General features: G+C 45.1%; 11 protein-coding genes. 6 read left to right on the forward strand and 5 right to left on the reverse strand.

Annotated elements, in window-relative coordinates; translation table 11 throughout:
* The first annotated feature begins 99 nt into the window (after positions 1 to 99).
* Positions 100 to 1,119 (forward strand): LacI family DNA-binding transcriptional regulator, encoded by a 1,020-nt coding sequence (locus IUA53_RS07455; RefSeq protein WP_196898968.1) that lies wholly within the window; start codon positions 100 to 102, stop codon positions 1,117 to 1,119.
* 70 nt (positions 1,120 to 1,189) lie between these two features.
* On the opposite strand, the gene IUA53_RS07460 is transcribed toward IUA53_RS07455, so the two are convergent.
* The gene (locus IUA53_RS07460) at positions 1,190 to 1,594 is read right to left on the reverse strand and encodes a phosphate ABC transporter substrate-binding protein (RefSeq protein ID WP_044057399.1); all 405 of its coding nucleotides are present in this window, start codon (positions 1,592 to 1,594) and stop codon (positions 1,190 to 1,192) included.
* A gap of 367 nt (positions 1,595 to 1,961) precedes the next feature.
* On the opposite strand from IUA53_RS07460, the gene IUA53_RS07465 reads away from it, so the two are divergent.
* A complete protein-coding gene (locus IUA53_RS07465) occupies positions 1,962 to 2,213 on the forward strand; it encodes a hypothetical protein (RefSeq protein ID WP_044057398.1) in 252 nt (83 codons plus the stop codon).
* A 60-nt stretch (positions 2,214 to 2,273) separates the two neighbouring features.
* Here the strand turns inward: IUA53_RS07465 and IUA53_RS07470 are convergent, their stop codons facing one another.
* Positions 2,274 to 3,728, reverse strand: a complete 1,455-nt coding sequence (locus IUA53_RS07470; protein WP_156141778.1) for an ATP-binding cassette domain-containing protein — start codon at positions 3,726 to 3,728, stop codon at positions 2,274 to 2,276.
* Between the two features lie 245 nt (positions 3,729 to 3,973).
* On the opposite strand from IUA53_RS07470, the gene IUA53_RS07475 reads away from it, so the two are divergent.
* The 4 genes from IUA53_RS07475 (at position 3,974) to IUA53_RS07490 (ending at position 12,057) form a co-directional block, all read left to right on the forward strand.
* A complete protein-coding gene (locus IUA53_RS07475) occupies positions 3,974 to 5,110 on the forward strand; it encodes an efflux RND transporter periplasmic adaptor subunit (protein ID WP_044447826.1) in 1,137 nt (378 codons plus the stop codon).
* A gap of 16 nt (positions 5,111 to 5,126) precedes the next feature.
* Positions 5,127 to 8,225 carry an efflux RND transporter permease subunit gene (locus tag IUA53_RS07480; protein WP_332310813.1) on the forward strand — a complete coding sequence of 1,033 codons (3,099 nt, stop codon included), beginning with the start codon at positions 5,127 to 5,129 and terminating at the stop codon, positions 8,223 to 8,225.
* Positions 8,226 to 8,439: 214 nt separating this feature from the next.
* Positions 8,440 to 11,019, forward strand: a complete 2,580-nt coding sequence (locus IUA53_RS07485) for a M1 family metallopeptidase (protein WP_196898970.1) — start codon at positions 8,440 to 8,442, stop codon at positions 11,017 to 11,019.
* A gap of 153 nt (positions 11,020 to 11,172) precedes the next feature.
* Positions 11,173 to 12,057, forward strand: a complete 885-nt coding sequence (locus IUA53_RS07490) for a WYL domain-containing protein (RefSeq protein ID WP_044057394.1) — start codon at positions 11,173 to 11,175, stop codon at positions 12,055 to 12,057.
* A gap of 18 nt (positions 12,058 to 12,075) precedes the next feature.
* Here IUA53_RS07490 and IUA53_RS07495 read toward each other — a convergent pair whose 3' ends face one another.
* From IUA53_RS07495 to IUA53_RS07505, 3 genes are all read right to left on the reverse strand, one after another.
* The gene (locus IUA53_RS07495) at positions 12,076 to 14,217 is read right to left on the reverse strand and encodes a response regulator (RefSeq protein WP_196898972.1); all 2,142 of its coding nucleotides are present in this window, start codon (positions 14,215 to 14,217) and stop codon (positions 12,076 to 12,078) included.
* 136 nt (positions 14,218 to 14,353) lie between these two features.
* Positions 14,354 to 15,541 carry a pectinesterase family protein gene (locus IUA53_RS07500; RefSeq protein WP_196898974.1) on the reverse strand — a complete coding sequence of 396 codons (1,188 nt, stop codon included), beginning with the start codon at positions 15,539 to 15,541 and terminating at the stop codon, positions 14,354 to 14,356.
* 18 nt (positions 15,542 to 15,559) lie between these two features.
* Entirely contained in the window at positions 15,560 to 17,011 is a 1,452-nt protein-coding gene (locus tag IUA53_RS07505) for a glycoside hydrolase family 28 protein (RefSeq protein ID WP_231401284.1), read from the reverse strand.
* Positions 17,012 to 17,029: the final 18 nt, after the last annotated feature.

The raw sequence follows: 17,029 nt of genomic DNA on the forward strand, positions 1-17,029 counted from the left end.
ATAAAACGTTTTAGTAAAACGTTTTAGTTGTAGAAGTTAGCACAAGTTGGCATAATGTCAACAAAAGGTTAATGACGTTAATAGGTGTGTAGCCAGGCGATGAAAAAAGCAAAACTAACGGATGTGGCGAAACGCGCTAAGGTATCGAACAGTACGGTATCCCAGTACATAAATGGGCGCTTTGATTATATGTCGAAAGAGACCCAATTACGCATTCGTGCAGCGGTAAAAGAGCTAGATTACACCCCCAATCATGTTGCGAGGAGCCTAAAAAGTACTAAAACTCAAACCATTGGTGTGATAGTGAGGGATATTACGGGCTTTGATACTAGCCAAACTATCAGAGGTGTAGATGATTTTTGCAAGGCTAACCAGTACAACGCGTTTATTTACAACACCGATTTTAACCCCGAAACCGAGGCGCAATCTCTTGCGGCTTTATATCAAATGGGGGTGGATGGCATTATTATCGCCGGGTCAGGTAAAAATACGGCGTTAATCAACGAATACATCGAAAAGGGGATGCCAATTGTTCATTTTCAGATTGAGTATGATGGGCTGGAAAAGAATTTAGTGCTGTCAGACTATCGTAAAGCGGCATTCGAGGCGACGTCCTATCTGATTTCACTCGGGCACTCACGAATTTGCTTTTTTACACAATCCTTCACCAATGTAAAATCCCGCTATGAGCGGTTCTTAGGCTATAAAGATGCGCTAACGGCTCATGCTATTGCCTTTGATGATGCTCTGGTGCAGTACTGGCATCGAGAGACAGGTTTTGAAGTGTCACCTAAAGCATTACTAGCGGAAGAAAACCCGCCAACGGCAATGTTTAGTCAACATTTAGCGATTACCACAGAGCTATTGGCTTACTTAAACCAAGAAAATATTGCCATCCCCACTGATGTGTCGCTAATTGGTTTTGACGACATTCCCATGGCTGAATTTTTCAAGGTGCCTATTACCGTAGTTAAGCAAGAGCCTTACATTATTGGAAAAGAGGCAGCGAAAGTACTTTTTGAAGTCATGAAGAATAAAGGGGAGCATGCGCAGAAATTACTCATTTCTTGCTCATTGACAAAACGAGCTTCTTGCGCGCCGGTGAAAGCGCTTAGCTAATGTAGTGGGGTTTCTGTTGCCCCACCTTAAATGACGTGGGGCAAAGCCGAAAGCTGGATTAGCCCTTCAATTAAAACGTACCTATTGCCGTCACACTGCCGTCAACCATGCTTTCATCTATAAAGCCGATGGTATTGGGGTTCTCAGACACTAATTTAAGCATTTCTTCGGCCGTGGTGACTTCTTCAGGGGGCGTGCCCTTGCCAGTAAACACCAGTTTAGACCAAAAGGCAGAGTATTGGCTTTCTGATTTTCCTAATACTTCGCTATTGAAAGTCGCTCTTAAATCATTGCCTTTTTCGAAGGTAAGGGGAAGCGCTTTACTGCCATCGGGGAAATTTTTGGCGCGCCCTAAGTAAATGCGTTTGACGGTATCGGCATCCACACCTGTTGCATTGTTTGCATTAATAATAATGACATTGGCTGCGCTGACTGGCAGGGCGAACATACAACAGAGTAAAAGTGCGATTTTCATGAATAATACCTCTAGTGATCCCGGAAAGTTAACGTAACGCGCAGCTAACAACCGCAGCGACGGGTGCCTAACCAAGTTGATTTATATCTAACTACTGCACTGACACTGAAAGTATAGTAGTAGAATTTAACTTTTCCTTTAAAAAGAGTATCTGTCTACCGGCAAGACATTAGCATCTGCATGGTTTTTTTGAATTTGTTACACTCTTTTCGCTAAATAGCCTCGTGTGAAGCGTGCTTATTATCTTCATTAATCTCGACGTTTTTATATAGTCCAATAGTTGTAATTAGACTAAATAGAAAGTGGCTTTTAGTGGCTAAACGAGTGGCTTAGAAAGTAAGTGAATGCCTACAGGAAAGGAGACGTCATGGCAAAGCCGAACAAAAAAGGGCCGGTACAAACCGTAGATATTGTCTGTGGTAAGTGTAAAGCTATGCTGTTTAAGTACAGAAAAGGCGGGAAGGGGGCCTTGGTAAAATGCTTCATAGAACGCATTGTAAATGACTTTACTCTAACCCCATGTTGTTGCCCAAACTGCCACCAGGTTTTTGCTAGAGAAACCTTAATTAGAGGCACGCCCGCCTATAAAATTATTGGTGGCAAAGCGCGTATGAAATAGCAGGTGAAGGTTAACCCTCGGCATCGTAGACAATACCGAGCTTGCCCCAGTTTGCCAAAATTAGGCGGGATGATAATCTTCCATGGTCAAATGATGTTGAATGCCCGCAATGGTTTCACGTTGGCTGTGGGTAACATAAAGTACAGTGCTCTGTCCTTGGGCGACTATTTTCTCAATCAGTTTCAGGGTTTTCACTCGATTAAATTCATCTAGTCCGTTGCAGGGCTCATCAAGTATGAGCAACGCAGGATGTTTCACCATGGCGCGGGCAATAAGGGCAAGGCGCTGATCACCAAAAGAAAGAGATTGAAACGGTGAATCTGCATACTTGCTTAACCCTAAAACCGCCAGCCATTGCGCTGCTTTTTCGCGCTCAGTATTGGAGGGTTTGGAGTACAATCCAATACTGTCGTAAAAACCAGATAAAATCACATTTTCTAAACTGGTGTTCACCTTATATTGTAAATGTAACGCGTTGGACATAATGCCAATATGTTTTTTTATGTCCCAAATACTTTCGCCGGAGCCACGTTGAATGCCAAACATGGTTAAATCGTTGGTGTAGCAGTGGGGGTTGTCGCCGGTAAACATCTGCAGCAAACAGGTTTTTCCAGAGCCATTTTGTCCACTTATTTGCCAATGTTCTTGCTTATCCAGCTGAAAATCCACGCCTTCAAAAATGACTCTGTCCCCATAGCTCACCCGACCCGCATTAAGCGTAATTAAGGTTTCCGGCACCGAATGTTGATGCTCACTTAAAGGGGCAGGCAGCATAATATCTTCATTTTCTAAAGCGAACCAAGTCCCCAATTGATACCGAATTTCCTCTGTGGTTAATGTTTGGTCCGACTGCCAAGCCACGCTTAAGTCCTTCATTACCAGTAGGTTGGCATTGAAATCATCGGGTATGTCATCTAATTTATTGGCCGTGATAATTAATGATGCTTGCTGTTGAGAGGAAAGAAACTTACTAAAGTCTTGCTTTGCTTTTGCATCTAATCCTTCAAAGGGCTCATCAAGAAGGATTAACGAGGCACCGCTGAGCCATGCCAACACGATTAATACTTTGCGAGTTTCTCCCGTTGATAACGATAAAAACTCGGCATCAATGAGGTGTGCTATGCGTAATACGTTTATCAGTTCTTCATACACAGGATGTTTGGTGTAATGGGTGTCTTTTGAAGGACGCTCGACATTGATGGCGCTTTGCTCCAGTAACTCTGATACTTTGGTGGGGGTGGCAATGACATCAAGTATATCTGCACTGTCTTTTTGTTTTTCCTCAGCAATAAGCTGCTGTTGCATTTCAATGCTTACCTGCGCTATTGATACCTTGCACTCTCTAACGCCAGCCATGGGCGTGCCGTTATTTGCAAGCGCTGCCAACAATAGCGATTTACCTGAACCATTTCTGCCTGCCAATAGGTAATTCCCTGGCAATGCGAGAGTCAACGAGAATGCGGGAGAAATAAAGTGGTGTTGGGTTTTAATTTGAAATTGGGAAAGGGACAGCATGGGGTGTGGAAAAAGCCTAATCATTGAGGTGCAAGGGTGTTGGCATTGTGTCGCGGGGCGGTATGGGTGTCAAATATCAATCTACCGCATTATCTACCATACTGCCATTCGTACTTTCTTCTGTATTGTTTGTGGTGTTCGCTAGGTTAGTTTCATTATGGCTGCCGCGCGACGCAAAATATGAAAAAAACCAAAGTGAACAATATTCTGTATAGACAATATTAATCTTGCATCAAGGAGCGATAATGAAACTCAGTATGGCTGGCGTTTTCTCAATAATATTAATCATGTCAGGGTGCGCTGACCCTAAGCCTCAAGCTGAATTGTTACGTACAGTGATGGTTAGCCAGGTACAAGCCTACGATGGTCAGCAGTCTCATGTTTTATCTGGTGTAGTGCAAGCAGCGGAAACAAGCCAGCTGAGTTTTGAAGTGGCCGGGGTGGTAGAAAACGTTAACGTGAATTTAGGTGATACCATTGCCCGGGGAGATAAGCTTGCTCGAATAGAGAGCAAAGTGTTTGAGCTTGCCGTGAAACAACGCCAAGGGCAGTTATCTGAAATTCAGGCGCGGATAAAAGATGCACAAAAAGACGTAAACAGAAAAAAGCAGTTAGTTGAAACCGGAGCGGTTTCGCAAGCAGAGTACGATGTTGCCGTCACTCAATTAAATGCACTGAGCGATCAAGCAGAGGTCGCTGAAGCGCAACTAAGTATTGCCGAAGAAGACTTGGCTGACACCACATTAGTTGCCCCTTACGCTGGCACCATTGCTCAACGTCATATAGAGCCTTCCCAACGAGTGACTCCCGCACAACCTGCTTTTACGGTAGAGGGGACAGCGGGTTTGGAAGTGGCGCTTTCCGTGCCTGAAAGCATGATAAATTACCTGAACGTTCAAGATGTGGTTAAGGTAACGGTTTATGCACTGGGCGAAACCAATCTGAAAGGGCGAATTTTTGAAGTCAGCAGCCGTGCAGGCAGCGCCAATGCATTTCCTGTAACGGTGCAATTAGACGATGCGCCAAAGGGGCTGCAGCCAGGAATGAGTGCTGAGGTTACCTTAAGCTATACCGGCAAGACCAATAACAATAGGGAAAGTCGCGGGGGCTTTATTGTGCCCTTGTCCGCACTGGGTAATGGCAGTGACGACAGTTATTTTGTTTATACCGCAACGCCGATTGAGCAAGAATCGGGTGACAAATCGCCTGTTTACCGTGTGACTAAAGTTCCCGTAACCCTACTCAATATGAATAAGGACACCGCGCTGATTGAAGGAGAATTTGATGGGTTACCTTCAGTGGTGCGTGCAGGGGTGGCGCATTTAAGTGCCGATCAGCGGGTTCACGTGGCAAACGGCGATACGCACTTTTTCAACGAGTAACGAGCAAGGATAAGCCGTGAAATCTATCTCTGAACTAAGCCTTATTCATAACCGCTTAATGCTGGCCATTGTCAGTATTCTAATGGTCTTTGGCCTATACAGCTATTTTACGCTACCCGCCCAAGAAGATCCCGATATTACGATACGCGAAGCCTTAGTGACTGCGTCTTACCCTGGCTTGCCCGCCGATAAAGTGGAGTTGTTGATAACAAAAACCTTAGAAGAAGCGGCGCGGAAGCTACCAGAAATCGATGAAATTCGTTCGGTGTCTATGACAGGGCAAGCGACGTTACACGTGAAAATTAAAGACAGGTATTTTGAGCTTGAGCAAATTTGGGATGATTTGCGAGATGAGCTAGAGCAAGTGACACCAAGTTTGCCCGAGGGTACCAGTACGCCACTGGTGAATGACAGCTTTGGCGACGTGGCGGTACTAACCATTGCGCTTGAGGCGGATGAAAGCTATGGATTTGACGAACGTAGAGACATTGCCCAGCACGTTCGTGACACTCTGTTTCGCGTGGATGGCGTAAAAAGTATCGATATTTTAGGTGCCCGTTCAGAGCAAATTACCATCGCCATCAATAATGGCAAGCTGGCCAATTTTGGCATGTCTCCCGAACAAGTGATTGGACTGCTGCAGGCCCAAAATATTATTCAACCTGGCGGAACGATAGATGCAGGGGGCACCAATTATACGCTGCAACCGTCTGGCTACTTTCAATCTCTAGAAGACGTAAAAAAGGCGCTTATTTCCATACCTGAACGCCAAGAATCGGTATTGCTTGAAGATATCGCCGAGGTGCGCCGGGAAGCTGAAGACCCACCTTCTCGCACCGCCTATCTCAATGGCAAGCCTGTCATTGTGTTTGCGATTGCAAAAAATGACCATGTAGATGTATTAACCTTTAGCCCGCAGATTGAAGCGCAGCTAGCTAGCTTGAATCGTATATTGCCTGTGGGCATGCAGCTTACCACGATTACCCGGCAAGCCGATGTGGTGCAAAACGCCATCAATGGCGTGAGTATTAACGTGTTAGAAACTCTCGCGATTGTTAGCGCCGTAGTGTTGCTGTTTTTAGGCGTGAAAGCTGGGCTCATTGTGGGAGGGATTGTGCCTAGTGTGATACTCATCACCATCTCGATAATGGCGTTTTCCGGTATGGTGCTTGAGCGCATGTCGTTGGCGACATTAATTATTTCATTAGGCGTGCTGGTTGATAACGGCATCGTTGTGGCTGAAGACTTTAAAAGAAGGTTAGAAGATGGAGAGGACCGAGAGCAAGCGCTGGCAAATTCTAGTCGGTCTCTTGCATTCCCCTTACTTACCTCGTCACTCACGACTATCTTGGTATTTCTACCGCTTATGCTTGCGGACAGTGTGGCGGGAGAGTACACACGGTCAATTTCATTGGTGATATTAATTGCGTTACTGGTGTCTTGGTTGTTGTCTCAAACTATTACCCCTTATCTTTGTTACCACTTTGTACCTAGCCCCGACGGTAACAAAAAACAAGGCAAAACCAACATCAGTGAGTATTTCAATAAACTGAACCCTTACTATGAATCGCTGCTGCGTCGGGTGCTGAACATGCGCCTCCTGTTTATGGCTATCATGGTGGGGCTTTTCTTTGCGGGTGGTTTTGCGCTCTCGAAAGTGCCGGCTAAGTTCTTCCCCGACTCCGACCGCACACAGGTGCTGGTGTATTTGGATATGCCAGCGGGTAGCTCTATACGCAAAACTAATCATACATTAGCGCGGGTATTTAAGGATTTAGAAGACAAACAGCAGTTCCCTTATGTGCAAAATGCCGTGGGCTACGGAGGGTTTGGTGGGCCAAGGTTCGTGCTGTCACTGACACCCATAGACCCAGACGAAGCAAAAGGGTTTATGATGTTGGATATCGACAAAGGAGAGCATGTTCAACCCACAATAGACGCATTACGAGCGCAATTTGCTGCTCATTATCCTGATGTGTTTGCGCGGGTAACGAAAATGTTTCTTGGCCCTTCCGATTCCAGCAAAATAGCGTTGCAAATTAAGGGGCCAGATAAAGATGTGTTGTTTTCATTATCTAAAAAGCTAGAGGCCATGGTGGCCTCTTTACCTAATACCTATGACATCCGCAATGATTGGGAAAATCGTGTGTCCCGTTTGCGCATAGATGTTAACCAGCAAAAAGCCCGGCGAGCTGGTGTAAGTTCTGCTGATATAGCGCAGACGCTAAACACCTATTACAGTGGGCGCATTATTTCTGAATTTATTGAAGGTGACGACATCCTGCCCATTATTGTGCAAAGTAGAGATAAGGAACGCTTCGATCTTTCACGGGTTGAAAGTATTAATGTGTTCTCTAACGCGCGAGGGGTGAGTGTACCTTTATTGCAGGTGGCAGATATTAACTACGAAACCGGGTTTTCGCGTATCGCCCGAGAAAACTTGTTTCGCACTATTAGTATTGAAGCCAAGAATCATGTTCTCAATGCTGAAGAAATGGTGCCTTTACTGACGCCAAAGTTAGCGCAGTTAAAGCAGCAATTGCCGGTGGGCTACAGCATAGAATACGATGGGGTTATTGAAGAGTCAGCAAAGGCTAAATCGTCGCTGAATACCTATTTACCCTTGTGTATAGGTATCATTATGTTGTTATTAATTGCCCAGTTTAGGTCTTATCGGCGCACGCTTATCATTACCTTAACCATTCCGCTTATCATCATAGGTGCCGCATTGGGCCTGCTGTTAATGCAAGGCGACTTTGGGTTTATGGTGATATTGGGGCTGTATGCGTTGGCCGGTATCATCGTCAACAACGGCATTGTTCTTATTGAGCGTATAGATGCTGACCGGCAAGACGTTGATGCTGATGATAAAGATGCGCAGAGCGAAGCGGTAGTTACGGCGTGTGTGCGGCGGCTAAGGCCCATTTTGATGTCGTCAATGACCACCATATTAGGGTTGGTTCCGTTAATATTAAGTGGAGATGTACTGTTTTACGCTATGGCCTGTGCCATTGCATTTGGCTTAGCCTTAGGCACAGTGTTGAGCTTAGGCGTTGTGCCTGTGTTGTATTCACTTTTCTTCGGGTTGTCACCACAAAAATCGACGGGTAAATAACGTCGCGTAAGGCCAGTTGCAAGGGCAAGGTGATGGGGGGGCAGTGTTGCGGTGAAATCTCGGAATTTTGCGCTAGACATGTCTCGTAACAATTTCAGGCAGGGTTAACCCCTATGTGGAGTTGCGAGCGACGCCCTGTGGAACTAGTATCTTGCCGGTAAAATGAGGTGTGGTGACAACAGCGCCACACCAACAATAAAAAAGGAATAAAAATATGCGACGCATCATAGCTTTAATGAGTTGTGTGGTAATGTCGGTAACGCTATCTATCTCTTCTGCGTTTGCCAAAGACGTTGAATACCGTTTATCGTCTTCAGTCACGCCCACATTTCAAAAAATCCACCTAAATATTGACCCAGACGCTGCGGATTATTCTGGCGTTACAGTGATTGATATTTCGGTGAATACGCCCACTAAAAAAGTCGGCTTTTATCAAGAAGATCTAACCGTAACTCAGGCTTTCCTTACGCAAGGAGACACTACCATTGCGCTAACGGTGAGTGAAGGCGATTACAACATGAACTGGGGTGAAGCCGAGTCTGATATTGCGAAAGGCGACTACCAGCTTAATATTCAATTTAAAGGCAAAGTAAATACCTCATCAGATGGCATGTATTTGTCACGCTTTGAAGAGAACAATTATATCTTCACCCAATTTGAAGACATGCATGCACGTAAAGCGTTTCCAAGCTTTGATGAGCCTGCGTTCAAAATTGCTTATCAAATGACCATTACCTCGCCAGAAAAGCAAGTTGTGGTGTCTAACACGCCGGTGGCGAAGCGCACAGTGGAGAACGGCGCACAAACCGTGGTTTTTGAAAAAACCAAGCCCATGCCCACTTACCTTATCGCCTACGCTGTAGGCCCGTTTGACAGTGCTGAACTTACCGGTTTATCGGTGCCAGGCAAGGTATATGTACCAAAAGGCTATGCAGATAAAACGAAATTTGTGGTGAAGCATACGCCAGAAATTCTTGCCTCTTTAGAAGCTTTCTTTGACACTAAATATCCGTATAAAAAGCTAGACTTTGTGGCTGTGCCAAACTTCACACACGGTGCAATGGAAAATGTGGGTTTGATCACTTACCGCGATAGTTTGTTGTTGCTAGAAGATAACCCCTCTTTAACTGAGCGCTCAGGGCCGTTAAACATCATTGCTCATGAACTGGCTCACCAGTGGTTTGGAAACCTAGTTACCATGGAGTGGTGGGACGACTTATGGCTTAACGAAGCATTTGCTTCTTGGGCAGCCAGCTATACCATGATGGAATTATACCCAGAACTGAACTTTGCCGATCGTATTGTTCAAGAAGGTGCCTTTGGTGCTGACGCTAGTCCTACGGTTAAGCCAGTGAAAAAGATAGTGCGCACTCAACCTGATGTGATGGATGGGCTAGGGCTTAACTATTCAAAAGGTGAGTCAATCTTGCAAATGATTGAGTCACTTATTGGTACGGAAAAATTCCGTGACGGCGTGCGCAACTACATGAATAAGCATGCTTGGGGAAATACGGTTGCTGACGATTTATGGGCAGCATTAGACAACGTTTCTGATTTTAACTTAAGTGCCATGATGAAGGCCTATTTAGAACAGCCAGGTTATCCACTTATTAGTATTGATAAGAACGGCACAGTAACACAGTCACGCTTTCACTATGCTGGTGCTGAAGTGGCCCCGCAAACCTGGGCTGTGCCGCTGAAACTTACCTATAAAGTGAAGGGTAATATAAAGCAAGAGGTGGTATTTATTGATGAGAAGACCACCACACTACCTCAGCTAGCCGAGGCCGAGTGGGTATTTCCAAACGACAACGCCACAGGTTATTTCCGTTGGGCTATTTCAAAAACCCAAATGACGGCGTTACTTAATGATTTGGGTGCATTAAATAACAGAGAAAAGAAAAATGTACTGTATAACGCTCAGGCCATACTTAATGCTGGCGTTATTAACATTGGTGATGTTATGCCCGTCGTCAATGCGTTGGCAAAAGATGACGAAGCCGTGGTGAAGCGCGCAGCAGTTGCAGTGTTAGCTGAGTTTACATACCTTGTCGATGACACTAACCGAGATAATTATGCAGCCTTATTAACGCAAGAGTACCTTCCTGTTCTTAACGCGCTTACCTTAACACCGGCAAAAGGTGAATCAGAGAGTGAAATTAGACTACGAAATAGCTTGTATGGTTTGCTAGGGCAGTATGCGAAAAATGACTCACTGATTGAAAAAAGTGAAAAGTTAGCAAAGCAATACGTTAAAGACACCACAAGCGTACCGGCCGGCATTGCTAGAACAGCAATTGCTGTTACCACTAAGCACGGTGATACGGCTATGTTTGACACCATAGTGGACGCCTACAAAAAGGCGACACTACCTAATGTGAAAAACACGCTGCTTTATTCTATGAGCTTTACTGACAAAGAAACCGTTAACAAAATGCTGGATATTGCGTTGACAGACTTAGTCACACCCGCAAACACTTTGTACATGGTTGTGAGTGTATCGCGTAATTTAGAAGACAAAACACTGTTATATTCATGGATGAACGAAAACCTAGATGCGCTTATAGGTAAAATGCCTGATTATCACGTGTCGAGAATGCCAGAGTTTGTGTCTACTACCTGCGACACTAAAAATCTCAATCTTGCCAAAGCGTTTTATGCACCGCTTAAAGAGAAGCATCAAGGTATGGCAAGAAGTTATGACGTTATGCTAGACAAAACGCAGCAGTGCTTACGTCTTAAAGACACGTTCCAGGAAGGCTTCAATCAGTATGTAAGCCGTTACATCAACTAATACACCTACGCTCAAAAACGGGGTGCTGAAACGCCTCCTTCAATAATCAGTAAGATGCTGCTTATGAAGGGGGCGTTTTTTTGACTAAAAATAAGGTTTACTTCCAGTTTTAAATGAACCACACTGTTTAAAAATACAATGGTTGAGAAAGTGATGTTAGAAACAATCAGCTTTGCCCAGCGACAACGCTTGGCTTATATCGATTTCTGTTTGCTTTTTAAAGGTGCGATTTATCGTCAGGATTTAATCAATCGTTTTGAAGTGGGTTTGTCTGCTGGCTCAAGGGACTTTTCACTTTACAAAGAACTTGCACCGCATAACTTGATTTACGATGCACGAGAAAAACGCTACTTTCAGACTGAAAAGTTTGAACCCCTTTTCGAACATGATGCAAAACGCACGTTAGTGAAATTGGCAAACGATATCTCAGATGGCTTTGACGCCATAGGCGATATTGAGTTTCCGGTTGAAAGTGCCTCATCGCTAAATGTTCCTGATATTTATATCGTGGCAAAAATTGTTCAGGCCATTGTGAACAATAAATCTGTTAGCGTTATATACACCTCTTTATCAAGTGGGTCGAACGCACGTGAATTGGTGCCGCATAGTATTGTAGATAATGGGCAGCGTTGGCATGTTCGCGCTTATGATAGAAAGTCAAAAAGCTTCCGTGATTTCGTTCTCTCTCGAATGAGTAAGGTGACAGTGAAAACCTCCCCGCATCCTCACGAGGAAGTCAGTCACGACACTGCGTGGCAGCATAAAATCTCGCTAGAGATTATTCCTCACCCGAAAAATATTAAGCATCCAACGGCCATTGAACTTGATTACGGCATGCAAAATGGAGTGCTTAGCATTGACGTGCGACGTGCAATGGCGGGGTATTTATTGCGCCGCTGGAATGTAGATTGTACTAAGCACGCCAGTTTGCGCACCGGTGAGTACCAATTATGGTTAAAAAACCATGAGGTGTTAGCCAATATCGATAACCTTGCCATTGCGCCAGGTTACATTGCCGAGCAAACCACCTATGGGTAGCGGGTCAACGCGCTGGTCTTAACCAACATCGTTCTGGGTGTGCAAGCGAATGCTGGCAAGCAGTGCGCCTTTATTTAAGGGTTTTGTTAGAAAATCGTTCATGCCTGCCTTCAGGCATTCTTCTTTATCTTCTGGAAACACATTCGCCGTTAGGGCGGCAATGGGGGTACTAACTTTAAGTTCGTTTCGAATGATATTTGAGGCCATAATGCCGTCCATGACAGGCATGTTGCAGTCCATCAAAATAAAGTCAAACTTATGCTTTGAGCAAGCTGCTACGGCTTGCTCGCCATCCTTTACATGAAGGGTTTTAAAGCCTTCAGCTTCTAGCATGGCTTTGACTATTTCCGAATTAATATCGTTATCTTCGGCAATGAGCACCCGCATTTTCTGCGCTTTTGAGCGCTGCGCGGTATTGTCGGGGGTATCGTTGTTAATTAATTTCGTTAAGTCGGCCTCAAGCTCTCTTCTGTTAATGGGCTTGGCGTGGGTTTTCCAAATTAGCCGCCGTATTTCTTGTTCACAATCTAATAGCTCTAATTCTGCACTGATTAACATTACTCGTGGGAAAGGGGAAATGTTCAGGTGGGCCATTTCTCGAAGCAGGTCGACGCCCGATTTGTTTGGCATCGCTAAGTCCACAATCAGTAAATCGAACTGTTCAGGATGATCGTCTAAAAATGCATCGGCACTGGCAAAGGTGGTAGGTTGTATCGCCATAGCCGTTAATACGTGTTGAAGATATTCGCGACTGGTTTGCAAATCGTCAACAACGGCACAACGTAGGCTCGCCACCTCGTTAACCTCCAATGGGGGAAGGTTCGCCTCAATAAGGGGGAGGCTAACGGTAAATTCACTGCCTTTACCCAGCGTGGATGAAACGCTGATGTCGCCCTCCATTAACACGGCTAACCGTTTAGCGATACTTAACCCTAATCCGGTGCCGCCATATAAGCGCGTGGTAGATTGGTCTGCTTGCTCAAATTTTTGAAAGATGGCACTAAGCTTCTCATCGGCAATACCAATTCCTGTGTCCGTTACCGTAAACACGATAGCTGGCTTATCGTCTATATGGGTTTCATTCACCGCTAACGATACTGCCCCTGATTCCGTGAACTTAATGGCATTGCTTAGCAAATTATGAAGAATTTGAGCAATGCGAGTTGAGTCGCCCTCGATAATGTGAGGCAGGGTGGCAGATTTACAATAATTGAATGCCAACCCCTTATTCACGCAGTAGACGCGCTGTATGGTGACCACATCATCCATAAGCTGCAGAAGATCCACTGGGCTTTTCTCTACTTTTATTTTTCCGGCTTCTATCTTTGATAAATCAAGGATGTCATTAATCAATGAAAGGAGTTGGCGACCAGCGGCTTTGGCCTTTTTTAAATAACTTTCACTCTTTTCAGGGGTATCTAAGGCAAGTTCTATCATGCCAAATAAGCCATTCATTGGGGTGCGTAATTCGTGACTCATGCTGGATAAAAAGTCTGACTTTGCTTGGCTGGCAGCTTTTGCCTCGTCCATTGCAGTTTTGGCTTCTAAATGAGATTGCTTAAGCGACGCTATGGTGCTTTCTATGGCTTTGCGCATGGGGGAGAAAATGAATGTTGCCTCTAGTAATAGTAACACCAACGTACCCAGCCAAAGAAACAACTCTATGTTAGCCACTTTATCTACTCTACGTTTGGCGTGCAGTTCAAATTGATACACCACTTCATTTAGTTTTGCGAGAAGATTGGAGACTTGGTCGAGCGTAAATGGGGACGTTGGCTGCATACAATTGACTTGCGTTAGGCGCGACTGAGCTTGCTGTATGTATTGCTTCACCTCAGTATCTAAATTACCAGGTGAAAAATACAGTTGTTCCACTTGCTTAGGTAATGATGTGAGTTGCGTTAGCCGGGTATGGTTCGATATGAAGGTGTCGAGGGTACTGGCCAACGTTTGCTGAGTACTTGCCGAGGAATCGCAAAATGAAGGGTGCGCCGAGATGAGTGCTATACGCTGAGAAAGCATACGTTGTTGCCCAGCAATGTTGATGATTTCTGCGTCGTTTCGCTGAGAGGAAAATAACCCTGTCATGGAGAAAAACGATAACGTAACAAGGCACGCTATCAGGGTAAGTGCAACGATGTATCGAAAACGTATCGACATAAAAAGGCTTCGCGGAAAAAACTAAATATATATTCTACAAAGCATATACGCAATTTCGTTCAATAGCGATTTCACGCTAAGTGTATTTATAGCAATAAAAGGTGGATAGGGAGAAAGCTGTTCTATGCTGAGGTAGCTATTCTTTGGGTTTCCATTCTCTTAAAATAGCGTCGATTGAGTAAAAGCTCGCTTCTTTTTCGTTAAGTACCGTGTGACCTTGAGCATTTCTTTCAGCACCTGGGCCCAAGGAACCGTATTCTGAAAAACGGGCTTCTGTTAATGGGCTGAAAGCACGCTTGCTTCCGTCTTTTTGGGTGCCAGACATACTCGTCCACGGGTGTTTTGCAATGTGGCTGTCCATATTGCAACGAATAAAGGTGCTATTTCCTACTGCGTAGGGGTTGGCATATCTTCCATCGGCGAATGTCGTGGTGGGGTGCCAGGGTCTGCCTAGTGCCACCGTTTTTGGGGGGACGCCCTTTTCCCTTGCAAGAGTGCATCCTATAAAAACGAAGCCGAACGGACGTGAAATTAATGTGCTTGGTGCCGTGATATAGCCAGCATAGCCTTCATTGACTTCCTTTCCTCGTTGACGAGATAAGAGAGTAACGCCATCAAAAACGGCGGTGCCTCCACCGAAGATAAAGTCGATATTCCCCGCTACCATGCCGCCTTTTATGTAAGCTCTGTCCCCGTTAAGATAAAGGGTGTCCTGATAGCCCCATAGTGCCACATTATTCAAAAATATTTTGTCAGCGCCAAGCCCTGTTTTTAGTGCAACCGCCTGCGTACCCCTGACTTTGTTAGTGTCGTCATCGGCCAATTGTTCATTGCTTAGAAAGTCGAAGGTATTTTTAACAGTAAGGTTGGTTAGGGTAATTGCGCTACCATTGATTTCCACCGTGGCAGTGCGGCCTGTACCCCAATTCTTCTTAATCTTAGCCTGTTCAGGCGTGTCTACACGTTGCCCCGCATATCTGCCGTAGCTGATGATGGTACTCTCTTTCTGCTCCCCGATTAGTTTGATATTGTGATCGTCAATAACGACACGTTCATTATAGGTGCCGCGCCTAATGAAAATAACGAAGGGAGTACCAGGTTTCTGCGCTGTTTTCTCGTTCGCTATTAAGGATGGGTCAAGAAAAGAGCGTGCCTTTAACGCTTCACTGACGGTACGAAATTGGGGTAGGTGCGTGTCTAGTGGTGACTTACTCACTATGACGGTCACATTATCAGGCAAAGTCACCGTGCTCTCCCTGGCCAATACACTTTGAACCTGCAATACGGTCAGCACCATGAGTAGCCATCGAACCCCAAAAGACATTGCTCTTTTCCTTATGGCTTAAAGCGCAAACGTTTGTTGATTTATCATCACGTTATTAATTGATATATTTTCAACATTCTCAATAATGGAAGGCGACTGCGCGTTTTTAATGATAATGTTATTTAATGTCAGCCCTTCGATAGGCGTATGATCGTAGCCGCGTAAATAGAACGCCCGTTGAGCCGCTTCTACCGTTAAATTCTCAATGGTGATGTTTTCCAAATGGGGGCTGAAGGCGCCTGCGTCACCTTCCTCGTAGAAGAAGTTAACCACCACCGCATCCTTTACGCGGCCAATATCAATGTTCCTGTAATTTAAGTTTTCCAGTCGTCCGCCTCGGATACTGTTTGTTTTTATTCTGATGCCCCTGTCTAAATCTGGGCTGCTCATGGTGCAATATTGTGCGTAAAGGTTTTTTACTCCCCCTGAAATTTCACTACCGATAACCACGCCACCATGACCGGCTTTCATTTCACAGTGTTCAACAACGATATTCTGGCAGGGAACATTAATTCGCCGGCCATCTGCGTTTCGACCCGATTTAATGGCTATGCAATCATCTCCTGTATCGAAGACACAGTGGGTTATTAGCACATCGGTACAACTTTCAGGGTCACAGCCGTCTGAGTTAGGCCCGAAGCTTTCACAATGAACATGGCTAACTGTTACGTTTGAGCACAATACGGGATTCACTAACCAAAAGGGTGAACGCGTTAAAGTGACGCCTTCAATCAACACGTTTTTGCAACGATAAGGCTGTATCAGCGGTGGGCGTAAATAGTTGTGTTCAAATACGCGTTCCGCCACAGGAACTTCTTCTTCAACCATCACTTGTAATGCGTCTCGGGTGAATTTTTGATTCGCCACAGGATGGTTGCCCCAATCCGCAGATTTCCATTTTCCTTTCCAAGGCCACCAATTGTCCGCAGACGCAGCACCGTCAATGGTGCCTTCACCAGTAATGGCGATATTTTCTTGTTCAAAGGCGTAAATTAAAGGTGAATACCCCATTAGCTCCATGCCTTCCCAGCGCGTGAATACAAATGGCTTATAATCTTCAGGGTTAGTAGAGAAGGTGAGGGTAGCCCCTTTTTCCAAATGTAAGTTAGTATTTGAAATTAAATGCAGAGGGCCATCGCAGTAATGAACACCTGGGGGGATAATCACTTTTCCGCCACCATTTTGTGCTACTTTTGCTAACGCGGTATGAATGGCTTGGCGAACATTAGCACTCCCAAGCTCTCGTTGTTGCGCTTCTAAACTATCGCTGATTGATACCGCGTAATTGGGAAAGCTAGGGGCGTTTATTCTTTGTTTCACTAGTGCCGCTTCTTTATCCCATTGCGCTTGTGAGCGCACCGCGGGTGAGGATGTGGAACATCCCCCCATCATGACGCCGGACGAAAGCAACATACTGGAAGACGCTAAAGTAGATTTTAAAAACTGACGTCTTGATGATTGAGTTTCCATAATTATCCTTTACCCGAG

The organism is Alteromonas sp. B31-7, from assembly GCF_015767655.1.
GTDB lineage: Bacteria > Pseudomonadota > Gammaproteobacteria > Enterobacterales > Alteromonadaceae > Alteromonas > Alteromonas australica.